Here is a 20,541-nt window from a genome sequence, read left to right as displayed (position 1 = left end):
CTCGACCGCGCTTTTCGCGCGGCACTTCCAACAAAAGAACGCCGGCCCTCGGGTCGGCGTTTTTTGTTCCGGCTCATTCGGATCCGGCGAGACGACCGATTACAGGGACCGACGCGGCGATACCAGCAGCTCCCCGAACAGCAGGCCCGCCACCAGCGATACCAGCAGGGTGAGCAGCAGCAGAGCCGTGTCCATGCCCAGCGTGGTGTCGCGTTCGAGCAGGAAGGACACGCTGCGGAAGCCCACGCTGCCCGGCACCAGCAGCAGGATGCCCGGCTCGCGGATCACCGCGCCCGGCCGTTGCCGCAGCCTCGCGTACAGATTGGCCACGGCACTGACGAAGAAGCCGCCGACGAACACGCCGAACGGTGCGCTGGGCAGGTGCCCGGAGAACTCGCCGCCCCAGCGCGTGGCGAGGTAGCCGGCGATCACCGCCACGATCACCGCGGGCCAGTCGCGCCGCGCAGCGCGGAACAGCATGGCGAATGCCACCGCCGCCACCAGCAAGGCCGGCCAGTCGGTCCAGGCCGGCAGCGGCGGCAGCGCGAAATCGCGCGCATGGATGCCGAACGCGGCGCAGACCTCGGTGGCCGCCACCGTGCCGAAGACCAGCTTGAGCAGGGTCGCCGTGGCGCCGCCCAGGCGCGCCATGCCGGACACCAGGTGCCCGCTGGACACCTCGCGCACCGCGGTGGTGAGCGACATGCCCGGCACCAGGATGATCAGCGCTGCCAGCACCACCGACTTGATCGCCAGCGGCACCACGAACGCGCTGACCAGGATCACCACCGCGGTCGCCACGACCGCGCTGATCGCATCGCTGGCCACCGCCAGCCGCGGCCGCGTGGCGGAGAGGATGGTGATGCCGCCGATCAGCGCGCCGACCACCCCGGCCACCACCAGATCCACCCACGAGCTGTGCAGGAACAGCGCCGCGATGCCGGCGGCGGACAGGCCATAGCTGATGACGGCGTGGATCTTCTCCCTGCGCGTGTCCGGCGCGCCCAGCGCACGCAGCAGGCGGAAGCCCTCGCGCAGCTCCAGCTCACCCGCGATCACCCGGTCGGCGATCTCGTCGGCCTCGCACAGCCGCGCCAGGTTCACGTCGCCGGGCGCCAGGCGCATCACCTGGGTGGTCTGCGCCACGCCCTCGTCGCCCTGTGCGAGGTCGGAGAAGGAGATGATGATCGCGGTGGGGCTGGACCACACGTCGGCCTGCAGGCCCAGTCGCCGCGCACAGAGGTCGACCGCCATCTCCAGCCGCGGCGCCGAGGTGCCGTACTGGTGCAGCCGCCGCGCCAGCTCCAGCAGAAAGGCGATGCGCGTGTTCAGCGCCGCGGTGACGCCAGGCGGGGACCCCGCGACGGATGGTGCATTCATGCGGCGGCGCGCACCTTCAACGTGGTGCCGTCCACCGCCACCACCTCCACCGTGCTGCCCAGCGGCAGGTCCGGTCCGGTCACCAGCCACTGGCCGTCGCCCACGCGCACCTTGCCGCGGCCGTTGACGATCGGCTCGACCAGCTCGTAGCGCTGGCCGATCATCTGCTCGGCGCGTCGATTCAGCCGCTCGCCGCCCGGCACGCGGCGCTCGATCCGCGGCCGCAGCCAGCGTGCGTAGGCCAGGCAGGCGGCCAGCGCCAGCAGGGCGAACAGCACCGCCTGCGCCAGCAGGCCCATGCCGGGGAACAGCCACAGCAGCACGCCCATCGCCGCGGCGGCGACGCCGATCCACAGCAGGAAATAGCCGGGCATCATCACCTCGCCCGCGATCAGCAGCAGGGCGAGGATCCACCACAGGTAATGCGTTGCGATTTGTCCGAGCATCGGAGTGTCCAGGCTAGGCCCCCTCCCGCTTGCGGGAACGGAGGCGGGGCGCGTCAGCGCGGCAGCGACGGGGCGGTCTTCGCGGCAGCCTGCTGCTGGCCCAGCGATTCCTTCGCCAGCTCGGCGATACCGGCCATCGCGCCGATCACTCCGGTCGCTTCGATCGGCAGCAGCAGCATCTTCTGGTTGGGCGAGGCCGCCATCACCTTCAGTGCTTCCACGTAGTTGTTCGCCACGAAATAGTTCAGCGCGTTGACGTTGCCGCTGGCGATGGCGTCGGACACCATCGTGGTGGCCTTGGCCTCGGCTTCCGCGGTGCGCTCGCGCGCCTCGGCGGCGCGGAACGCGGCTTCCTTCTCGCCCTCGGCGGCGAGGATCACCGACTGCTTCTCGCCCTCGGCCTTGAGGATCGCCGCCTGGCGGAAGCCCTCGGCATCGAGGATGTTCGCGCGCTTCTCACGCTCGGCCTTCATCTGCCGCGCCATAGCGTCCACCAGGTCGCGCGGCGGGGCGATGTCCTTGATCTCGATGCGGTTGACCTTGACGCCCCACGGGTGGGTGGCCTCGTCCACCACGCGCAGCAGCTTGGCGTTGATCGCGTCGCGCTGGCTGAGGCTTTCGTCCAGGTCGAGCGAGCCGAGCACGGTGCGGATGTTGGTCATGATCAGCGCCAGCGTGGCCTGCTCCAGCTGGGCCACCTCGTAGGCGGCCTTGGCCGCGTCCAGCACCTGGTAGAACACCACGCCGTCCACGCGCACCACGGCGTTGTCCTTGGTGATGACGTCCTGCGAGGGCACGTCCAGCACCTGCTCCATCATGTTCATCTTGCGGCCCACGCCCTGATAGACCGGGATCAGCAGGTGCAGGCCCGGCGTCAGCGTGCGGGTGTACTTGCCGAAGGTCTCCACCGTCCATTCGTAGCCCTGCGGCACGATGCGCACCATCTTGAGCAGGGTGACCACCACCAGCACCACGATGACCAACGCAAGGATCGATCCCATGACTTGCTCCATTCCCCGATGAGAGCTGCAGTATAGGAGAGCGCAGTCCCGCCCGCCGCGAACGGATACGACCGGCAAGAGGGCCGGGACCTAGCGCGTTCCGAACTGCGGCAGGCGCAGGCTCACGCGCAGGCCGCCGCCTTCGCGGTTGGCCAGCAGCACGCGGCCGCCGTGCGCCTCGGCGATTTCGCGGGCAAGGGCAAGGCCGAGGCCGGTACCGGAGCGCTTGGTGGAATAGAACGGCAGCAGTGCCTGCGCCAGCACCGTCTCGCTCATGCCTGGACCGCGGTCGGCCACCTCGATGCGCAGCTCGCTGCCGGTATCGAGGATGGCGAGGCTCACCTCGTCCTCCGCGCTGCCGGACTCGTGCGCGTTCTTGATCAGGTTGATCAGCACCTGCTCGATCTGCACCGGGTCGAAGCGGCCCGGATGCTCGGGCGCCGGCGCGGCGAGCCGGTAACGGCAATGCAGCGCCAGCGAGGCCAGGAACGGCTCCCACTCCACCACCTGCGGCTGCGGCGCCGGCAGCTTGGCGAAGCTGGCGTAGCCCGCGATGAAGCCGTGCAGGTGCTTGGCGCGACCGCTGATGGTGGCGAACACGCCGGGCAGGCGCTCCAGGTCGCCGCGGCGCGCCAGCTCGGCGCCGGAGTGGGCCAGCGATGAGATCGGCGCCAGCGAGTTGTTGAGCTCGTGGCTGATCACGCGGATCACCCGCTTCCAAGTCGCCACCTCCTGCCGCGACAGCTCGCGCGTCATGCGCCGGAACAGGTGCAGCCGGTGCGGCCGCCCCTGCAGGCGGAACGCGCGCTGCGACAGGTGGAAGGTTTCCTCGCTGCCGTCCATCTCCACACTGAGCAGCGCGTCCTCGCCGCTTTCCACGGCGCGGGACAGCGCCTCGGGCGCCTCGGCCAGCAGCGCGGCGAAGTCCAGCCCGTTGAGACTCTTGCCCTCGTTGAACAGGTGGCGCGAGGCGATGTTGGAATACGCCACGCGGCCGCTGCCGTCGGTGAGCACCAGCGCCACCGGCGTGTTCTGCACCACCGTCTCCAGCAGCAACTCGCGCTGCACCAGGTGCTGGCGCTGTTCGCGCAGGGTCTGGCCCAGTGCGTTGTGCATGCGGATGAGTTCGCCCAGCTCGTCGCGCCGGTTGACCGCGATGGAGAAGCTGAAATCGCCGTCGCGGTAGCTCGCCACCGCTCCTTCCAGCGCGCGCAGCAGGCGGCTCACCGGCGCCATCACCAGGTGCGCCAGCCACCACGCCAACGGCAGCAGCACCAGCGCACTGGCCAGCAGACCACCGTAGATGCCCAGCTGCGCCGGCGTGCGCAGCGACACCGACAGGTCCTTGCGCAGCCAGCCGAGCAGCTGCGGCAGCGGCCATTGGGTCACGCCCACGTAGACCAGCGCACCGGCCACCGCGGCCACCGCGAGCAGCAGGGTCAGCCGGCCCTGCAGCGAGTTAAGGCGGCGCCACATCAACCGTACCTCGCCATGGGCGGCACCGTGCTCAACGACAGGCGGGATCGCGCGGCGTCTGCGCGCAGCTGACCGGCGGCCGGCCGTCCAGCCAGGCGCGACCGGTGCCCATCACCGCCGCCTTGTCGTTGGCACGCGGCGGCGGCGGCTCCTTTTCCCAGACCTTGCGCGGCTCCCTGAACTTGAACGGCGACAGCCTGGCCTGGTCGGCATGCGAGCCGTAGCCGTGCGGAGCGGCGACGCTGGCGGCAGGCGCGGGGGCCGTCCACTGGTCGGACGCCGCCTGTGCCGCGACCGCGCATGCGGGCAGGCAGAGCAGCAGAAGGACGGGGGTTCGGATGCGCATGGGATTCTCCGGGCGAAGCGGCACGAACGTGGCGGCAGCTTTTCACGCCGCCACCGCACCCGCAAGCGGCGTGGGTCACGCCGACGCCGTCAGTCCATAGCGCTCCATGCGCCGGTACAGCGCCTGGCGCGACAGGCCCAGCGCCTGCGCCGCGCGGCTCACCACGCCATCGGCCTGGTGCAGCGCACCCTCCACCGCCTCGCGGCTGGGTTCGTCGAGGTTGCGCGCGGCGGCCGGCGCGACCTGCGGCAGGTTGAGCAGCTCCGGCGTGATCGGCTTGCCGCCGGCCAGCAGCGCGGCGCGCTCGATCGCGTTCTTCAGCTCGCGCACATTGCCCGGCCACGGGTAGGCCAGCAGCGCCTCGCGCGCGGCATCGCCCAGCGTGGCGCGGCCTGCGAGGAAGTGCTCGGCCAGCGGCAGCACGTCGTCGATGCGTTCGGACAGCGGCGGCAGGTTCACCTCGATCACGTTGAGGCGGTAATACAGGTCCTCGCGGAAGGTGCCGGTGCGGATCATCGCCTTGAGGTCGGCATTCGTGGCGGACAGCACGCGCACCTTCGCCTGCCGCGTGCGGCCGGAGCCAAGCCGCTCGAACTGGCCGGTTTCCAGCACGCGCAGCAGCTTCATCTGGCCCGGCAGCGGCAGGTTGCCGATCTCGTCGAGGAACAGGGTGCCGCCGTCGGCCAGCTCGAAACGGCCCTCGCGCGCCTTGTTCGCGCCGGTGTAGGCGCCGGCATCGGCGCCGAACAGCTCCGCCTCGATCAGTTCGCCCGGCAACGCGCCGCAGTTCACCGCCACGAACGGCCCCTTCTTCACCAGCGAGTTCTTGTGCACGATGGAGGCAATGCGCTCCTTGCCCGCGCCGTTCGGCCCGGTGATCAGGATGGGTACCTCGGCGCGCGCCACCTGGCAGGCCAGCTCCAGCGTGCGCGCCATCGCCTCGGAGGCGAACACCAGGCCGTCGAGATCGTAGGTGTTCTGCAGCACCTCGCGGCGGCGGCGGCGCTCGCGCCGCGCGCGGCTCACCTCGCGGGTGGACTCGGACAGCTCCAGCAGGTTCTCCACCGTGGCCAGCAGCTTGTTGTCGTCCCACGGCTTGGCGAGATAGTCGGCGGCGCCGGCCTTTACCAGCTCCACCGCGGTCTCCAGATGGGTCCACGCGGTGAGCAGGATCACCGGCAAGTCGGGATGCCGCTCGCGGATCGCGCGGAACAGCTCCACGCCCTCCTCGCCCGAGGTGGTGTCGGCGGTGAAATTCATGTCCTGGATCACCACGTCCACCCGCTCGCGCTCCAGCGCGGCCAGCCCCTCGGCCTGGTTCAGCGCCACCAGCGGGCGGATGTCGTGCAGCGACAGCAGCAGCGACAGTGCCTCGCCCACGGACGGGTTGTCGTCGACGATCAGTACGGTACGCATCTTGTTCCTGCACATGTCCGCATGGATGCGGCTCCGGTGGAAAAGGTTGCCATGACCATCGGCCTACGTACACGAAAATTTCCGCGCATCACACGCTGCGCGTCGCCACCACGGGCGGCACGGCGGCCGCGCGGAGCGCGGGGCCGAGCACGGCGAGCTGGCCGAGCAGGCTGAGCACAACCGCGCCGGAGCCCAGCCAGGCCAGCGGCATGTGGGCCAGTTCGTAGTGCGTCATCAGCCACAGGTTCAGGCTCACGGCACCGAGCGACCCCAGCACGATGCCGACGCCGACGATCAGCAGGTTTTCCGCCTGGAAGTAGCGCACGATGTCGCGGCGCGTGGCGCCGATGGCGCGGCGGATGCCGATCTGCCGCGTGCGCTGCTGCACCCAGAAGCTGGACAGGCCCACCACGCCCAGCACAGTCAGCGCCAGCAGGCAGCCCGTGACCACCAGCAGCACCCAGATCATGGCGCGGTCACCGTGGTAGTAGTCCGACACCGTGTCGGCGTAGATGTGGTCGTCGGTGACGATGCGTGCGGGATCGATGCGGGTGAGCACGCCAGGCAGATCGCGCTTGACTGCATCGCGCGCATCCGGCCGCACGCGCAGCACGTACACGCCGCCCTGCACCCGGGTCACCGGCAGGATCACGCTCCGATCGGCGCCTTGGTACTTGTTGATGCGGGGGTTGAGCAGGTGACCCACTACGCCGACCACGCGCAGGGCATGCTTGCCGTCGCTGTCCAGCCAGAAGGTCTTTCCCAAGGGGTCCTCGCCCGGCCACAGCTGACCGGCCAGGGTGCGCGTGACCATGGCGACCATGGGCGGCGGCTGATTCTTGAACGGGTTGTAGTCGACGTACTCCTGCGGCAGGAAATCGCGCCCCGCCGAGAGCCTGATGCCCAGCGTGCGCAACATGCCGGACGAGCCAAGGTATTCGACCACGTTGTCGAGCCTGCTCTTCTCGTCGCCGGGTCGGCGATAGATGCCCATGCTCCAGTAGTTGTTGGAGAGCGGCAACGTGTTGGCCATCGCCACCGACTCGACACCGGGCAAGCCACGCAAGGCGGCCAGGTCGGCGGCGGCCACGTCGGCCGGGTCGCGGCTGGCTGCGGCTCCGCCCACGTCGAGGCCGCTGGTTCGCGCCCATACCAGTGCGTTGTCGGCGATGCCGGTAGGCACGCGCATGGCCGCCAGGCGGTCGCCGATCAGGAACAGCGCGTTGGTGACGATGGCGCAGGTCAGCGCGATCTCCAGCACCACCAGCACGACGGTGGTCTTGTGATGCCTCAGTGCGGAAACGATGGGATGCATGCGCGATGTCCTTATTGCGTCTTCAGCAAACGGGCCGGCACGATGCGGCAGGCACGCCACGCCGGGAACATGGCTGCCAGCAGGGTCGCGCACACGGCCAGCACGAAGGTGCTGCCGAGCATTGCGCCATCCATGTGCGCCAGTGTCGCGTACTCCACTGGCTGCTGGCGCACGATCCACAGGCCGAAGACGGCCAGCAACAGGCCCAGCGCGCCGCCAGCCAGACCCACTACCGCCGCCTCCACCAGCAGTTGCGCAAACACCGAGCGCTTCGATGCGCCCATGGCGCGGCGCACGGAGAGTTCGCCGCCACGGCGCAGGAACTTCACCAGCAACAGCGCCACCGTGTTGACCAGGCATACCAGCAGGAAGCCCAGCGCCAGCAGCGTCTGCAGCTGCACGCTGCCCGGCACCACGTGGTTGTAGTCCAGCCATGCCATCACGTCGCGCAGGCGCGTATTCGGCGGCCGCACGAAACGACCCAGGGCCTTCTGCTGTGCCGAGTAATTGGCGAGGAACTCGCGATAAGCCGCGACTTGCCGCGGCGTGTCCAACTGCACCCAGAAATCCATCCAGGCACAACTGCTCGCCTTGCGAAGATCGCCATCGATCGGAAATCTTCCCCAGCAGCTGATGGTGTCGGCCCCGGTCAGTTTCAGGTCCAGCGCCGTCTGCAGCGGCAGGAACACCTGCTCCGGATCGCTGGTGTAGTTGCCCATGCCGAGATCGTAGAAGTGCGGCGACGGGTTCCATCGGTCGCTCACGCCGACGATGCGGAAGTCATACCTGCCCAGCTGCAAGGTCCGGCCCACCGCATGCGCCGTACCGTAGAGCTTGTCGGCGAGGTCGCGCGCGATCACCGCAACCCGCGACCTCCGCTCGTCGTCATTTGCAGTCCATCCGCCGCCATCCGCGAACGGCACGTCGAACATCGTGAAGAAATCGGCCGTGGTGGACCGCGCCGGGGCGAAAAAGGCATGCGAAGCTCCCTGCGGCGGCACCACGGTCACCCGCCCACCCGTCATCGCCGCCTGATGCACGCCTTTGCGCGCATGCAGCAGGTTCATCGCGTCGATCCATGTCAGTTGGTCCGGCGGATCGGGTGTCGTGTTGTCGCTGTCCATGGGCCGAGGATCGATCTGAGGATAGAAAAGCCGTCCGCTGCGCTCCGGTATCGGGTCGGCTGTCATCACGTGCAGCACCGTGATCATCGTCATGCTCGCGCCGATGCCCAGAGCGATGGCAAGCACCATCAGCGTGGTGAGCACCTTGTTGCGCCTCAGGCTGCGCAGCGCCAGGTCGAGGTAATAGCCGAACATCCCGATTCTCTCCTGATGATCCCCTTCCCCGGCTTGCAGGCAGAGGCTGAAAGGGGCGGCTCTGCGCCAGGCCAGCCCCACCCCGGCGCCCCTGCACGCAAGCGAGCGGGGGGAGCGCTCAAACCGAACGCGTCGCTACCACCGGCGACACCAGCGAGGCGCGCAGCGCGGGCGACAGCACGGCCAGCTGGCCGAGCGCCCACAAGGCCAGCGCGCCGATCGGCAGGTACCGCAGCGGCAGGCGCGGCAGCTCGTAATGCGTCATCAGCAGCAGGTTCAGCAGCACCGCCAGGACCATGCCCAGCGCGATGCCGCCCGTGACGATCAGGAAGTTCTCGGCCTGGAAGTAGCGCAGGATGTCGCCGCGCGTTGCCCCTATCGCCCGGCGTATGCCGATGGTGCGCGTGCGCTGCTGCACCCAGAAGTTCGCCAGCCCGGCGATGCCCAGCGCGGTGACGAACAGCAGGCCCGCCGCTGCGGCCACGAGCAGGCCGATCATGGTGGTGTCGCGCTGGAAGTAGGCGCGGCGCAGCTGCGCATAGGTACGCGTTCCCTTCGGCGGGATCAGGCGGTCGGGATCGATCCGGTTCAAGGTCGCCGCCGCGGCCTTGAGCACGCGGCCGCGGTCCGCCGGCGCGCTGCGCAGCAGGTAGGTCACCGTGCTGTCGCCCGGCACCGACGGCACCATCATGCTGAACTGGTTGATGCCCGGCGTGCGCAGCCGCGGGCGCAGCAGGGTGTCCACCACGCCGACGATGCGCATCGGCGGGCGACCGCCCGTGTAGAGACTCTGGCCCAGCGCATTCCGTCCGGGATACAGGCGCGCCGCCAGGGCCCGGGTGACGATCACGCTGGGTACGTCGGCCATCATCCAGCCCGGCTTCGCCGGCAGGTACTCGCCCGGGCGGAAGTCCCTCCCGGCCACGAGCTTCAGCCCCAGCGCCGCCAGCTCGCCCGGCGAACCGCTGTAGACGCTGGTATTCACGCAGCCGCCGACGCCGGCCATCGAGTGCGCCGCCATGGCCTGGTTGAAACTCTGCAGGCTGTTGCAGGTGCCGTAGCTGTCTTCGTCGCGGCTCAGCGGCAGCGAGTCGACCGCCACCACGGCCCGCAGACCGGGAATCACGCGCAGCGCCGCCAGGTCGGCGGCATGCCGCGCCTGCGGGTTCTCGCCCTTGGTGATGCCCACGACCCGCACCATCGACAGCTCGTTCTCGGCCAGGCCGGTGGGCAGGCTCACCTCCCGCACCCGGTTGGCGACCATGAACGCCACGTTGCAGACGATGGCGCAGGTCAGCGCCACCTGCAGGGTCAGCAGCACCGCGGTGAGCTTGTGGTGGCGCAAGGTGGAAAGTATCGGTCGCAGCTGCATGGTGGCCTCCTCGCGGCTCACAGGGCTTTCAGTTGCAGTGCCGGTGCCACCCGGCAGGCGCGCCACGCCGGCAGCAGGCCGGCCAGCAGGCTGGCGGCGACGGCCAGCGCCAGCGTGCCCAGCAGCATCGGCACGTCCATCTGCGCCAGATGTGCGTAGTCGTCGGGGCGCTGGCGAATGCTCCACAGACCGAGCTGCGCAATCAGCAGGCCCAGCGCGCCGCCGGCCACGCCGATCGCAGCCGACTCGATGCCCAGCTGGGTGAAGATGTCCCGCCGCCGTGCACCCAGCGCGCGGCGCACGCTGATCTCGTCGCTGCGGCGCAGGAACTTCGCCAGCAGCAGCGCCACGATGTTCACCAGGCACACCAGGAGGAACCCCAGCGCCAGCCACAGCTGCAGACGCACGTCGCTCGGCACCAGGTTCTCGTGCGCCAGCCAGCCCATCAGGCCGTACAGCTTCGCGTTCGTCGGCGGGCGCTGGAAGCGACCCAGCGACTTCTGCTGCGCGGAGTAGTCGACGAGGAATTGCCGGTAGCCGGCCACCTGGGCCGGCGTGTCCAGTTGCACCCAGAACTGCAGCCAGGTCGTCGTCGGGCTGACCATGCGCGTGTCGGCGTGATCCTCGCCCCAGCCGCTGAAGTTGCCGTCGACGTCGAGCTTCAGGTCCACCGCGGTCGACAGCGGGATGAAGAACAGGTCGCCGTCGCTGTAGCGCCTGGCCGAGGCGTCGACGTAGAACATCGGCGACGGCTGCCAGTCGGAAGTCACGCCGATCACGCGGAAATCGTGGTCGCCAAGCCGCACCGTCCGGCCGACGACATCGATGCCGCCCAGCAGCTGGCGGCTGAAGCTGTCGCTGAGCACCACCACCTGTGCACGCGCCGCGTCGTCCGCCGCCGACCAGCCCTGGCCCCGCTCGAACGGCACCCCGAACATCGCGAAGAAGTCCGCCGTGGCGTAACGCCCGTCCGCGTAGAACGGCTGCGCACCCGTGCGCGGCGGCCGCACCAGCAGGTCGCCGCCGGCCATCGCCGCCTGCCGCGTCGCGCGATGGGCCTTGAGCAGCGCCATCGCATCCGGCCAGGTCAGGTTGCTGGCCGGATCACCCGCGATGTCCATGCCCTTGAAGCCGATCGGCAAGGGATCGAGATGCGGCGTGTACAGGTGCGCGCTGCGCCCCGGCAGCGGATCGTCCGTCATCACGTGCAGCACAGTCAGCATGGTCATCGACGCACCGATGCCCAGGCCGATCGCCAGCACCATCAGGCCGGTGAGGATCGGCGTGCGCCTGAGGCTGCGCCATGCGAGATCGAGGTAGTAGCCGAACATTCAAACTCTCCTTTGATCACCCCCCTGCCCGCAGGGAGGAGTCGAAACCTCACACGCTGCGCGTCGCCACCACCGGCGGCACCGCCGCCGCGCGCAGCGCGGGGCCGAGCACCGCGAGCTGGCCGAGCAACCACAGCGCGACCGCACTGACCGGCAGGTAGTACCAGGGCATGCGGGCAACCTCGTAACGCTGCATCAGGTACAGGTTGATGCCGAAGGCCAGCACCATGCCCAGTACCACGCCGGCCGTACCCAACAGGAAGTTCTCGGTCTGGAAGTACTGCAGGATGTGGCCGCGCGTGGCCCCCACCGCGCGGCGGATGCCGATTTGCCGGCGCCGCTGGCCCACCCAGAAGCTGGTGAGGCCCACGATGCCGAACGCGGTCACCGCCAGCATCACCACGCACACCAGCACCAACATCCAGACCATGCTGCTGGTGTCGGCGAAATAGTCGGTGCGCATCTGCGCATAGGTCTTGCCCTCCACCACCGCGCCCGGCTCCAGCCGGCCCAGCGCCTGCACCGCTTCACGCACCACGCGGTCGCGATCCTGTGGTGCGCTGCGCAGCAGGTAGTCGCCCATCATGCCGTCGGGACGTGATGGATAGAACACGCTGGAATACCGCCCCCCTGGGCCGCTGAACTTGGGATCCTGCGCCAGCACGTCGCTGACCACGCCGACCACCGTCCAGCTTTCGCCGTTGGCGTACAGCGTCTTGCCCAGCGCGCCCTGGCCGGGCCACAGGCGTTGCGCGTCGCTTTGCGTCACCAGCAGTACGTGACTGGTGGACTGGAAATTCTTCAGGCCGCTGTCCGCGTACTCGTCGGCGTTGAAGAAGCGCCCTTGCAGCAGATGCAGCCCCAGCGCCCGCTCGCCGCCGCTGCCGAGGAAATACACGGAGGTGTTCACCGTGGTTTTTCCGTCCGGCGTGGTGGTGAACCCGGTCAGCGCCGGACTCTGATCCAGCGGCATGCTGGTCACCGCCGCCGCCGCCGTGACGCCGGCAATGCCCCGCAGGGCGGCCAGATCACGCGGAATCCCGCTGGCGGCAAGCCCGGGATCGGTGCCGTTCACCGTGATGACCGAGATGCCGGCCTCGTCGATGCCATTCGACCAGTGGATGTTCGCCATGCGCTGGCCGATCATGAACACGGCGTTGCCCAGCACGGCGCACGCCAAGGCGATCTCCAGCACGATCAGCACGGCAGGGATGCGATGGCGGCGCAGGCTGGAGAGAATCGGACGGATTTCCACAGGCATGCTCCTCAGGCGTCTTTCAGTTGTGGCGCAGGTGCCACCACGCAGGCACGCCACGCGGGCAGCAGGCCGGCGACCAGGCTGGCGACCAGTGCCACCACGAAGGTGAACAGGAACATCGTCAGGTCAAGGTGGGCGAGGTCGGCATACTGCGCCGGCTGGTGACGTATGCCCCACAGCCCCAGCTCGGCGAACGCCAGGCCCAGCAGGCCGCCGGCCACGCCCACGATGCCGGCCTCGACCATGAACTGCGCGAAGATCGCGCCGCGCGTGGCGCCCAGCGCGCGGCGCACGCCGATCTCGCGCGAACGGCGCAGGCACTTGGCCAGCAGCAGGCCCACCGTGTTCACCACGCAGATCAGCAGGAAGCCGAACGCCAGACCCGCCTGCAGGCGCACATCCTCGGGCACCACGTGTTCGCTGCGCATCCAGGCCATCAGACCCGACAAGGCGACGCGGGATTTCTGGAACCTGCCCAGTGCCACCTGTTCCTTCGCGTAATTGCCGAGGAACAACTTGTAGGCGGCGACGCCGGCGGCATCCGGCAACTGCACCCACAAACCAAGCCAGATCGCCGGGGCCGTTTCCAGATGCTCGACATCGATCGACTTGCCGTAGCCCATCATCGTGCTCGGCATCAGGCCGTCGGCGCGCGCACCCTGAAGCGGCACGAACACCGCATCGCCCTTGCCGTAGCTGCGTCCCCCCAGGTGCACCGCGTAGAACCGCGGTTGTGGCGCCCACGCGCGCAGCACGCCGATGATGCGGAAGTCGTGATCCTCGATGCGAACCATCCGCCCCACGCTGTTCGCGCCGCCGAACAACCTGTCGTTGAGGTCGCCCGCGATCACCGCCACCTGCGCGCGGCTGTCGTCGTCCGCCGCGGACCAGCCCGAGCCATACTGGAACGGCACGTCGAACATCGGGAAGAAGTCGGCCGTGGCCAGCACGCCCTGCGCATAGAACGGCTTGCCGGTACCCGACGGCGGCGTCAGCTTGACCTGCGACATGGCCATCGCCGCCTGCCGTTCCGCCTTGTGCGCATGGATCAGGTTCATGGCGTCGACGTAGCTCATCAGAAACGGCATCCGTTTCCCGCTGCGCGAGAACGGCTGGTTCGCGGGATAGGGGTCCAGCTGCGGGTAGAACAGCTGCGCGCTCTTGCTTGGCAGCGGATCGCCGGACAGCAGCCTGAGCACGGTCAACGTGGTGATCGTGGCGCCGATGCCCAGCGCCAGCGCCAATACCATCAGCGCGGTGAGCACCTTGTTGCGCTTCAGGCTGCGCAGGGCCAGGTCGAGGTAGTAGCCGAACATTCGTCACTCCTTGCGTTTTCCCCGTAGGAGCGCACCCTGTGCGCGATCGCTGCGGCATTGATCGAAGCAAAAGCATTCGCGCACAGGGTGCGCTCCTACACCGAACGCGTCGCCACCACCGGCGGCACCGCCGCCGCGCGCAGCGCGGGGCCAAGCACCGCCAGCTGGCCGATGGCCCACAGCACCAGCGCGCCGACCGGGAAGTAGATGCCCGGCAGGCGCGGCAACTCGTAATGCAGCATCAGGAACAGGTTGATGCCGTAGGCCAGCGCCATGCCGAGCACGATGCCGAAGCTGGCGAGCAGGAAGTTCTCGGTATGGAAGTAGCGCAGGATGTCGCCGCGGGTGGCGCCCAGCGCACGCCGCACGCCGATGGTGCGGCGGCGCTGCCCCACCCAGAAGCTGGCCAGGCCCACGATGCCCAGCGCGGTCACCGTGAGCAGCGCCACGATCACGCCCACCAGGACGCCGGCCATCGCGCGGTCGTTGGCGAAGAACTTCTCGCGCACCTCGTCGTAGGTGCGCTGCCGGGTCACCACCCGCTCCGGGTCGGCCTTCTTCAGCGCGGCCACCGCGGCCCTGAGCACGGCTTCGCGGTCCTGCGGGCGGGTGCGGATGATGTAGCTCTGGTCCTTGCCCGCACCCATGAACAGCGGCAGGACGACCGAGTAATGCGCGGTGACGTCGTTGTAGGCGTTGGCGCGCACCAGGTCGGCCAGCACGCCGACCACCCGCACGCCCACCTGGTCGGTGAGGTAGATCGTCTTGCCGAGCGGATCCTGCCCCGGCCACAGGCGGTCGGCCAGCGCCTTCGTGATCACCGCGACCGCGGGTATGCCCTTCACGCTGCCGGTGGCCAGTGCCTTGACCACCACATCGGCGTTGGTGGTCTCGTCCGGCCGCAGATTGCGCCCCGCCACCAGCCGCGCGCCCATGGTCTGCGGAATGTCCTCGCCGAAGTAGGTGCCGGCGCTGAGCGTGGGCTCGCGCTGCGCCGGATCCAGCTTGATGCTGGCGTTCGACGAGGAGCCTCCCAGCGGCAGCTGGTTGGTCAACGCCACCGCCTGCACGCCCGGCACCTGCCGCAGCACCGCGAGGTCTTCGCGGGCCCGCGCGAAGATGTCGGGCGTGGGCGCGATCTCGGCCAGCTGGATCTGCACCAGCGCGTGCTCGTCAATGCCCGTGGTCATGTGCAGGCGCTGCAGGCGGTTGCCGATCATGAACACCGCGTTGCACACGATGGCGCAGGTCAGCGCGATCTCCAGGATCAGCAGCCACGAGGTGGTCTTGTGCCGCCGCAGCGTGGAAAGTATCGGTCGCAGTTCCATCGTGCTGTCCTCAATTGCTTTTCAGCTGGAGCGCGGGCGCCACCTGGCAGGCACGCCAGGCCGGCAGCAGGCCGGCCAGCAGGCTCGCGCCCAGCGCCAGCAGGAAGGTGGTCAGCAACATCGCGGGATCGAGGTGCGCCAACGCGGCATAGTCGGAAGGCCGGTGCCGTACCACCCACAGGCCGAGCAGGGCCAGCAGCAGGCCGCCCACGCCGCCCACCAGGCCCACCACGCCCGACTCGACCAGCAGCTGCGCGAACAGCGCGCGCCGCGAGGCGCCCAGCGCGCGCCGCACGCTGAGCTCGCCGGCGCGGCGCAGGAACTTCGCCAGCATCAGGCCTACCGTGTTGACCAGGCACACCAGCAGGAAGCCGAATGCCAGCCCGGCCTGCAGGCGCACGTCGTCGGGCACTACCTGCCAGTAGGCCAGCCACTGCATCACGTTGCGCAGGCGCACGTTCGGCGCCTGCGCGAAACGCCCCAGCGCCTTCTGCTGTTCCGAGTAGTGGACCAGGAATTGCTTGTACTCGGCGGCCTTGGCCGGCGTGTCCAGCTGCACCCAGAACTGCATCCACACGCAGCTCGCCGACGGGTAGATGCGGCCCACGCCGCCGGTGCCGTTGCCCCAGCAGTCGCTGGAGCCGTTGTGATCCAGATGCAGGTCCAGTGCCGTCTGCAGCGGAATGAACACCTGTTCCGCGTAGCCGTAGGAACCGGTGTTGAGGTCGTAGAAGTGCGGGCTGGGCGCCCAGTCGCCAAGCACGCCCACGATGCGGAACAGGCTGTCGGCGATGCGCACGGTGCGTCCCACGCTGTTGGCGCCGCCGAACAGGCGCTCGTCCAGCTCGCTACTGATCACCACGTCGCGCGCCTTCGCCTCGTCGTCGGCCGCGTCCCAGCCGCGGCCGTAACGGAACGGCGCCTCGAACATCGCGAAGAAGTCCGCCGTGGTGTAGCGCGCCTCCACATAGAACGGATCGATCGCGGCGGAATCCGGCTGGATCGGCACCGAGCCGCCCGTCATCAACGCCTGGCGGTCCGCCCGCTTCGCGCGCAGCAGGTTGAAGCCGTCGATCTCGGTGAGCTGCAGGGGCGGCTCCTTGCCCGGCATGATGCCGCTGTTGTCGCGCGGGTCGACCTGCGGGTAATACAGCATGCCGCTGCGCCCCGGCAGCGGATCGCCCGACAGCACGTGCAGCACGGTGAGCGTGGTCATCGAGGCACCGATGCCCAGCGCGATCGCGAGCACCATCAGGGCGGTTAGCGCCACGTTGCGCCTGAGGCTGCGCAAAGCCAGATCGAAGTAGTAGCCGAACATATCCCCTCCTTTGCCAGTTTTCTCTCCCTGGTAGCAGAGGGAGGGTCTGAAACCTCACACGCTCCTGGTCGCCACCACCGGCGGCACCGCCGCCGCGCGCAGCGCCGGGCCGAGCACCGCGAGCTGGCCGAGCGCCCACAGTGCGACCGCCCCCACCGGCAGGTAGCAGCCGGGAAGCCGTCCGAGTTCGTAATGCCGCATCAGCAGCAGGTTGAGGCCATAGGCCAGCAGCATGCCCAGCGCGATGCCGAAGGTCGCGAGCAGGAAGTTCTCGGCCTGGAAGTAGCGCAGGATGTCGCCCCGCGTCGCCCCGATGGCCCGACGGATGCCGATCTGCCGGCGACGCTGCGCCACCCAGAAACTGCTGAGACCGACGATGCCCACTGCGGTGACCACCAGCAGCAGCAGGCACACGCCCACCAGCATCCAGGCCATGGCGCGATCGTTGCGATAGTACTTCGCGCGCGCCGCTTCCAGCGTGGTGGCGTTCTTCGGCGAAACCAGCCGGAGCGGGCCGTCGGTCTTCAGTATGCGCAATGCGCCCTGGATCACGGCCTGCCGCTGCGATGCGTCCTTCACCCGTATCAGGTATCTGCCCTGCGCGTAGGGCATCTCCACCGGGAACAACATGGCATAGCCGTAGTACGCGGCGGGGCCGTAGTCGCGCGGCTGCACCAGCGTGTCGATCACGCCCACCACCCGGTTGGCGCCAAAGGCGTAGATGGTCTTGCCCAAGGCCGACTGGCCCGGGAAGAAATGGCTCGCCAACGCTCTGGTGATGATGACGGGCACGCCGGAACCGTCGCTTTCCAGCTGCGCGTAGCTGATGAACTCGTCCGGCTTGAACCAGCGGCCGCCCGCCAGTTTCAGGCCAAGCGTGTCGGCCAGTTGCGCATTGCCCATGTATTGCGTGACCGGAATGCTCGGCGCCTTCGGGTCGTCGCTCAGGCTGACGCCGCTGAAGCTGACGCCGTCGCCGAACAGCGTCTGGTTGACGACGGACACATCGGCCACATCGGGGATGGCTTGCAGCGCCGCGAGGTCGGTGCGCGTCTGCGCCATGATCGCGTCCGCCGAACCGGGCGCGACGCTGCGCACGCCGATTTGGATCAGGTGCGCCTCGTCCGCGCCGGTGGGCCGGTGCATGCGCTCCAGCCGGCTGCCGATCAGGAACAGCGCATTGCACACCACCGCACAGGAGAAGGCGATCTCCAGCACCAGCAGGCACACGGCGATGCGATGACGACCAAGGGCGCTGAGTATGTGGCGAAAATGCATCGGCGTTCCCTAGTTCGACTTGATCGCGGCGGCGGGCGCCACGTTCATCGCGCGCCACGCCGGCAGCAGGCCGGCCAGCAGGCTGCTGGCGAGCGCCAGCACGAAGGTGCCCAGCAGCATGCGCAGGTCCATGTGGATGAAGGCGGCGTAGTCGGTGGGCTGGCGGCGCACCAGCACCAGTCCCAGCGCGGCAAGCGCCAGCCCGAACACGCCGCCGCCCAGCCCCACCACGCCGGCCTCGACCAGGCACTGCAGGAAGATCGCGCGGCGGGACGCGCCCAGCGCGCGGCGCACGCCCAATTCACTGCTGCGGCGCAGGAACTTCGCCAGCAGCAGGCCCACGGTATTGAGCAGGCAGATGCCGAGGAAGCCCAGCGCCAGCCACGTCTGCAGCCGCACGTCGGAAGGCACCACACCCTTGGCATCCAGCCACTCCATCACGTCCTGCAGCGCGAGCTGGCCTGGATGGCGGAAGCGGCCGGCCTTCTGCTGCAAGGCGACGTAGTTCTGCAGGTATTGCCGATACGCCGCGAGCCTGGCTGGCGTATCCAGTTGCGCCCAGTACTGCAGCCAGATGCAGGGGGCGTTGGCACCATGTGCGTCCTTGCTGTTGCCCCAGCACCAGGTCTGCCCGCTGGTGGGCAGTTTCATGTCCAGTGCGGTGGACAGTGGCAGGAACACGTCCTCGCTGTCGCCGAACTGGCCGTCGCTGAGGTCGTAGAAGCGCGGGTTCATGTCCCAGTCGCCCAGCACGCCGACGATGCGCAGCCACTGGTCGCCGACCCGCAGCATCTTGCCGACGCTGTCCACACCGCCGAAGAGCTGCTCGTTGAGCGCGCCCGAGATCACCGCCACGTGCGCATGCCGCGTGTCATCGTCGCGACTCCACGCGTGGCCGTAGCGCAGCGGCGCATCGAACATGGGGAAGAAGTCCGCGCTGGTGTAGCGCGACTCCACGCTCAATGGATCGCCCCGGGGAGACACGATCACCATCGAACCCGCCGACATCGTCGCCTGACGATCGGCGCGCGCATCGTGCAGCAGCGCTTCGGCGTCGCGACGGGTCAGGTTGTCCGGCACCTTGTCCCCGGGCTTGAACGCGTCGTCGGGAAACACGTTCATGCGCACGCGGAACAGTTGCGCGCTCTTCTGCGGAATCGGATCACCCGACAGCACGTGCAGCACCGTCAGCGTGGTCATGCTGGTGCCGATACCCAGCCCGATCGCCAGCACCATCAGCGCGGTGAGCATCCTGTTCCGCCTGAGGCTGCGCAGTGCCAGATCGAGGTAATAGCCGAACATTCCCGGTCTCCCTTGGTTGCCCTCCCCCTGCCGGCAGGGAGGGATCGGGAGGAGGCGCCGCCTCCGCGGCGCCGCAAGCCCCCCACTCCGGCCCTCCCCTGCAGACAGGAAGGGTTTGAAACCTCACACGCTCCTGGTCGCCACCACCGGCGGCACCGCCGCCGCGCGCAGCGCGGGGCCGAGCACCGCGAGCTGGCCGAGCGCCCACAACGCCAGCGCACCGATCGGCAGGTAGTACAGCGGCAGGTGCGGCAGCTCGTAGAACTTCATCAGCACCGCGTTCAGCACGAACGCCAGCAGCATGCCCAGCGCGATGCCGAACGTGACGATCAGGAAGTTCTCGGTCTGGAAGTAGCGCAGGATGTCGCCGCGCGTGGCGCCGATCGCGCGGCGTATGCCGATCTGCTTGCGCCGCTGCGCCACCCAGAAGCTGGCCAGTCCCACGATGCCGAGGGCGGTAACCCCCAGCAGCGCGGCGATCACGCCGACGAGCATGCCGGCCATCGCGCGGTCGCTGCGGAAGTAGCGTCCGCGCAAGTCGGAGATGGTGCGGCTGGCGTCGTGATCGAGCACCACGTCGGGAGCGATCTTCGCCACCGCGGCCTTGGCGTCGCGCAGCACGCGCGGCAGGTCCTTCGGCTCTGCACGCAGCAGATAGGTGCCGGCCAGGTTGTGCCCCGGCAGCGTGGGCACGAACACCGACCACTCGATCGTGCCCGTGCCACCTTCGCCCGCGCCGGGCCGCGCCATGTGCGCCGCCACGCCCATCACGCGGAAATGGAGGCCGCCGCTCCAGAACTCCTTGCCCAGCGGGTTCTGCCCGGGCCACAGGTGGTCGGCCAGGGTGCGGCTCACCACCACCTGCGAGTCGTTCGGCGCGAACGTGGCCATCGGCTGGAAATCCGCGGCCTGCGGCGCGCGGCCCGCCACCAGCTTCAGGCCCAGCGCCTCGAAGCTGCCGGGACCGTCGGTGTACAGGCCGACCACGCCCCCGAATCGCTTGCCGGCGCTGTCCAGCATGACGCCGGTATTGCCCGTCGGCACCCCGAACGGCACCGTGTTGACCACGCTCACCGACTGCATGCCGGGAATCGCGCGCAGGCCGGCGACCATGCGCGCGTTGAGGTCGCCCGGCTGTGCCGGGTCGAAACCGCCCACCTGAAGTACCGCCAGCGCGGCCTCGTCCACGCCGCTGTCCACCTTGGTCAGCTGCACGCGATTGACGATCATGAAGCAGGCGTTGCACAGCACGGCGCAGGCCAGCGCGATCTCCATCGCGATCAGCAAGGTGGCGAGGCGGTGTTTGCGCAGCGCGGCGAGGATCAGTTTGGTTTGCATG

General features: G+C 69.0%; 17 protein-coding genes. All 17 read right to left on the bottom strand.

Features of this window, described 5'->3' with window-relative positions; all coding sequences use genetic code 11:
* Positions 1-99: 99 nt before the first annotated feature.
* Positions 100-1,380 (bottom strand): threonine/serine exporter family protein, encoded by a 1,281-nt coding sequence (locus tag ACQGNW_RS08515; RefSeq protein ID WP_426662687.1) that lies wholly within the window; start codon positions 1,378-1,380, stop codon positions 100-102.
* On the bottom strand, positions 1,377-1,826 hold the full coding sequence (locus tag ACQGNW_RS08510) for an NfeD family protein (RefSeq protein ID WP_426662686.1): 450 nt from the start codon (positions 1,824-1,826) through the stop codon (positions 1,377-1,379). Before ACQGNW_RS08510 ends, ACQGNW_RS08515 begins: the two co-directional genes overlap by 4 nt.
* A gap of 53 nt (positions 1,827-1,879) precedes the next feature.
* Entirely contained in the window at positions 1,880-2,827 is a 948-nt protein-coding gene (locus ACQGNW_RS08505; protein ID WP_426662685.1) for an SPFH domain-containing protein, read from the bottom strand.
* A 90-nt stretch (positions 2,828-2,917) separates the two neighbouring features.
* Entirely contained in the window at positions 2,918-4,303 is a 1,386-nt protein-coding gene (locus ACQGNW_RS08500) for a sensor histidine kinase (protein ID WP_426662684.1), read from the bottom strand.
* A 31-nt stretch (positions 4,304-4,334) separates the two neighbouring features.
* Positions 4,335-4,649, bottom strand: a complete 315-nt coding sequence (locus tag ACQGNW_RS08495) for a hypothetical protein (protein WP_426662683.1) — start codon at positions 4,647-4,649, stop codon at positions 4,335-4,337.
* 75 nt (positions 4,650-4,724) lie between these two features.
* Positions 4,725-6,065: a sigma-54-dependent transcriptional regulator gene (locus tag ACQGNW_RS08490; RefSeq protein ID WP_426662682.1), complete on the bottom strand. Its 1,341-nt coding sequence runs from the start codon at positions 6,063-6,065 to the stop codon at positions 4,725-4,727.
* Between the two features lie 88 nt (positions 6,066-6,153).
* Positions 6,154-7,380, bottom strand: a complete 1,227-nt coding sequence (locus ACQGNW_RS08485) for an FtsX-like permease family protein (RefSeq protein WP_426662681.1) — start codon at positions 7,378-7,380, stop codon at positions 6,154-6,156.
* A gap of 11 nt (positions 7,381-7,391) precedes the next feature.
* On the bottom strand, positions 7,392-8,699 hold the full coding sequence (locus ACQGNW_RS08480) for an ABC transporter permease (RefSeq protein WP_426662746.1): 1,308 nt from the start codon (positions 8,697-8,699) through the stop codon (positions 7,392-7,394).
* A gap of 118 nt (positions 8,700-8,817) precedes the next feature.
* Entirely contained in the window at positions 8,818-10,071 is a 1,254-nt protein-coding gene (locus tag ACQGNW_RS08475; RefSeq protein ID WP_426662680.1) for an ABC transporter permease, read from the bottom strand.
* A gap of 17 nt (positions 10,072-10,088) precedes the next feature.
* On the bottom strand, positions 10,089-11,402 hold the full coding sequence (locus tag ACQGNW_RS08470) for an ABC transporter permease (protein ID WP_426662679.1): 1,314 nt from the start codon (positions 11,400-11,402) through the stop codon (positions 10,089-10,091).
* A 49-nt stretch (positions 11,403-11,451) separates the two neighbouring features.
* A complete protein-coding gene (locus ACQGNW_RS08465; protein WP_426662678.1) occupies positions 11,452-12,663 on the bottom strand; it encodes an ABC transporter permease in 1,212 nt (403 codons plus the stop codon).
* 5 nt (positions 12,664-12,668) lie between these two features.
* Positions 12,669-13,976, bottom strand: coding sequence for an ABC transporter permease (locus ACQGNW_RS08460; protein ID WP_426662677.1), 1,308 nt, complete (start codon positions 13,974-13,976; stop codon positions 12,669-12,671).
* Between the two features lie 95 nt (positions 13,977-14,071).
* Positions 14,072-15,304, bottom strand: coding sequence for an ABC transporter permease (locus ACQGNW_RS08455; protein WP_426662676.1), 1,233 nt, complete (start codon positions 15,302-15,304; stop codon positions 14,072-14,074).
* Between the two features lie 10 nt (positions 15,305-15,314).
* On the bottom strand, positions 15,315-16,622 hold the full coding sequence (locus tag ACQGNW_RS08450; protein ID WP_426662675.1) for an ABC transporter permease: 1,308 nt from the start codon (positions 16,620-16,622) through the stop codon (positions 15,315-15,317).
* Between the two features lie 54 nt (positions 16,623-16,676).
* Positions 16,677-17,900, bottom strand: coding sequence for an ABC transporter permease (locus ACQGNW_RS08445; protein WP_426662674.1), 1,224 nt, complete (start codon positions 17,898-17,900; stop codon positions 16,677-16,679).
* Positions 17,901-17,909: 9 nt separating this feature from the next.
* Positions 17,910-19,202, bottom strand: coding sequence for an ABC transporter permease (locus ACQGNW_RS08440; RefSeq protein ID WP_426662673.1), 1,293 nt, complete (start codon positions 19,200-19,202; stop codon positions 17,910-17,912).
* Positions 19,203-19,325: 123 nt separating this feature from the next.
* Entirely contained in the window at positions 19,326-20,540 is a 1,215-nt protein-coding gene (locus tag ACQGNW_RS08435) for an ABC transporter permease (RefSeq protein WP_426662672.1), read from the bottom strand.
* Position 20,541 lies beyond the last annotated feature (1 nt).

The organism is Rhodanobacter aciditrophus (genome assembly GCF_050026795.1).
Taxonomy (GTDB): Bacteria; Pseudomonadota; Gammaproteobacteria; order Xanthomonadales; family Rhodanobacteraceae; genus Rhodanobacter_A.
Note: the sequence above shows the minus strand (reverse complement) of the source record. Positions and strands in the feature narration are given on the sequence as shown.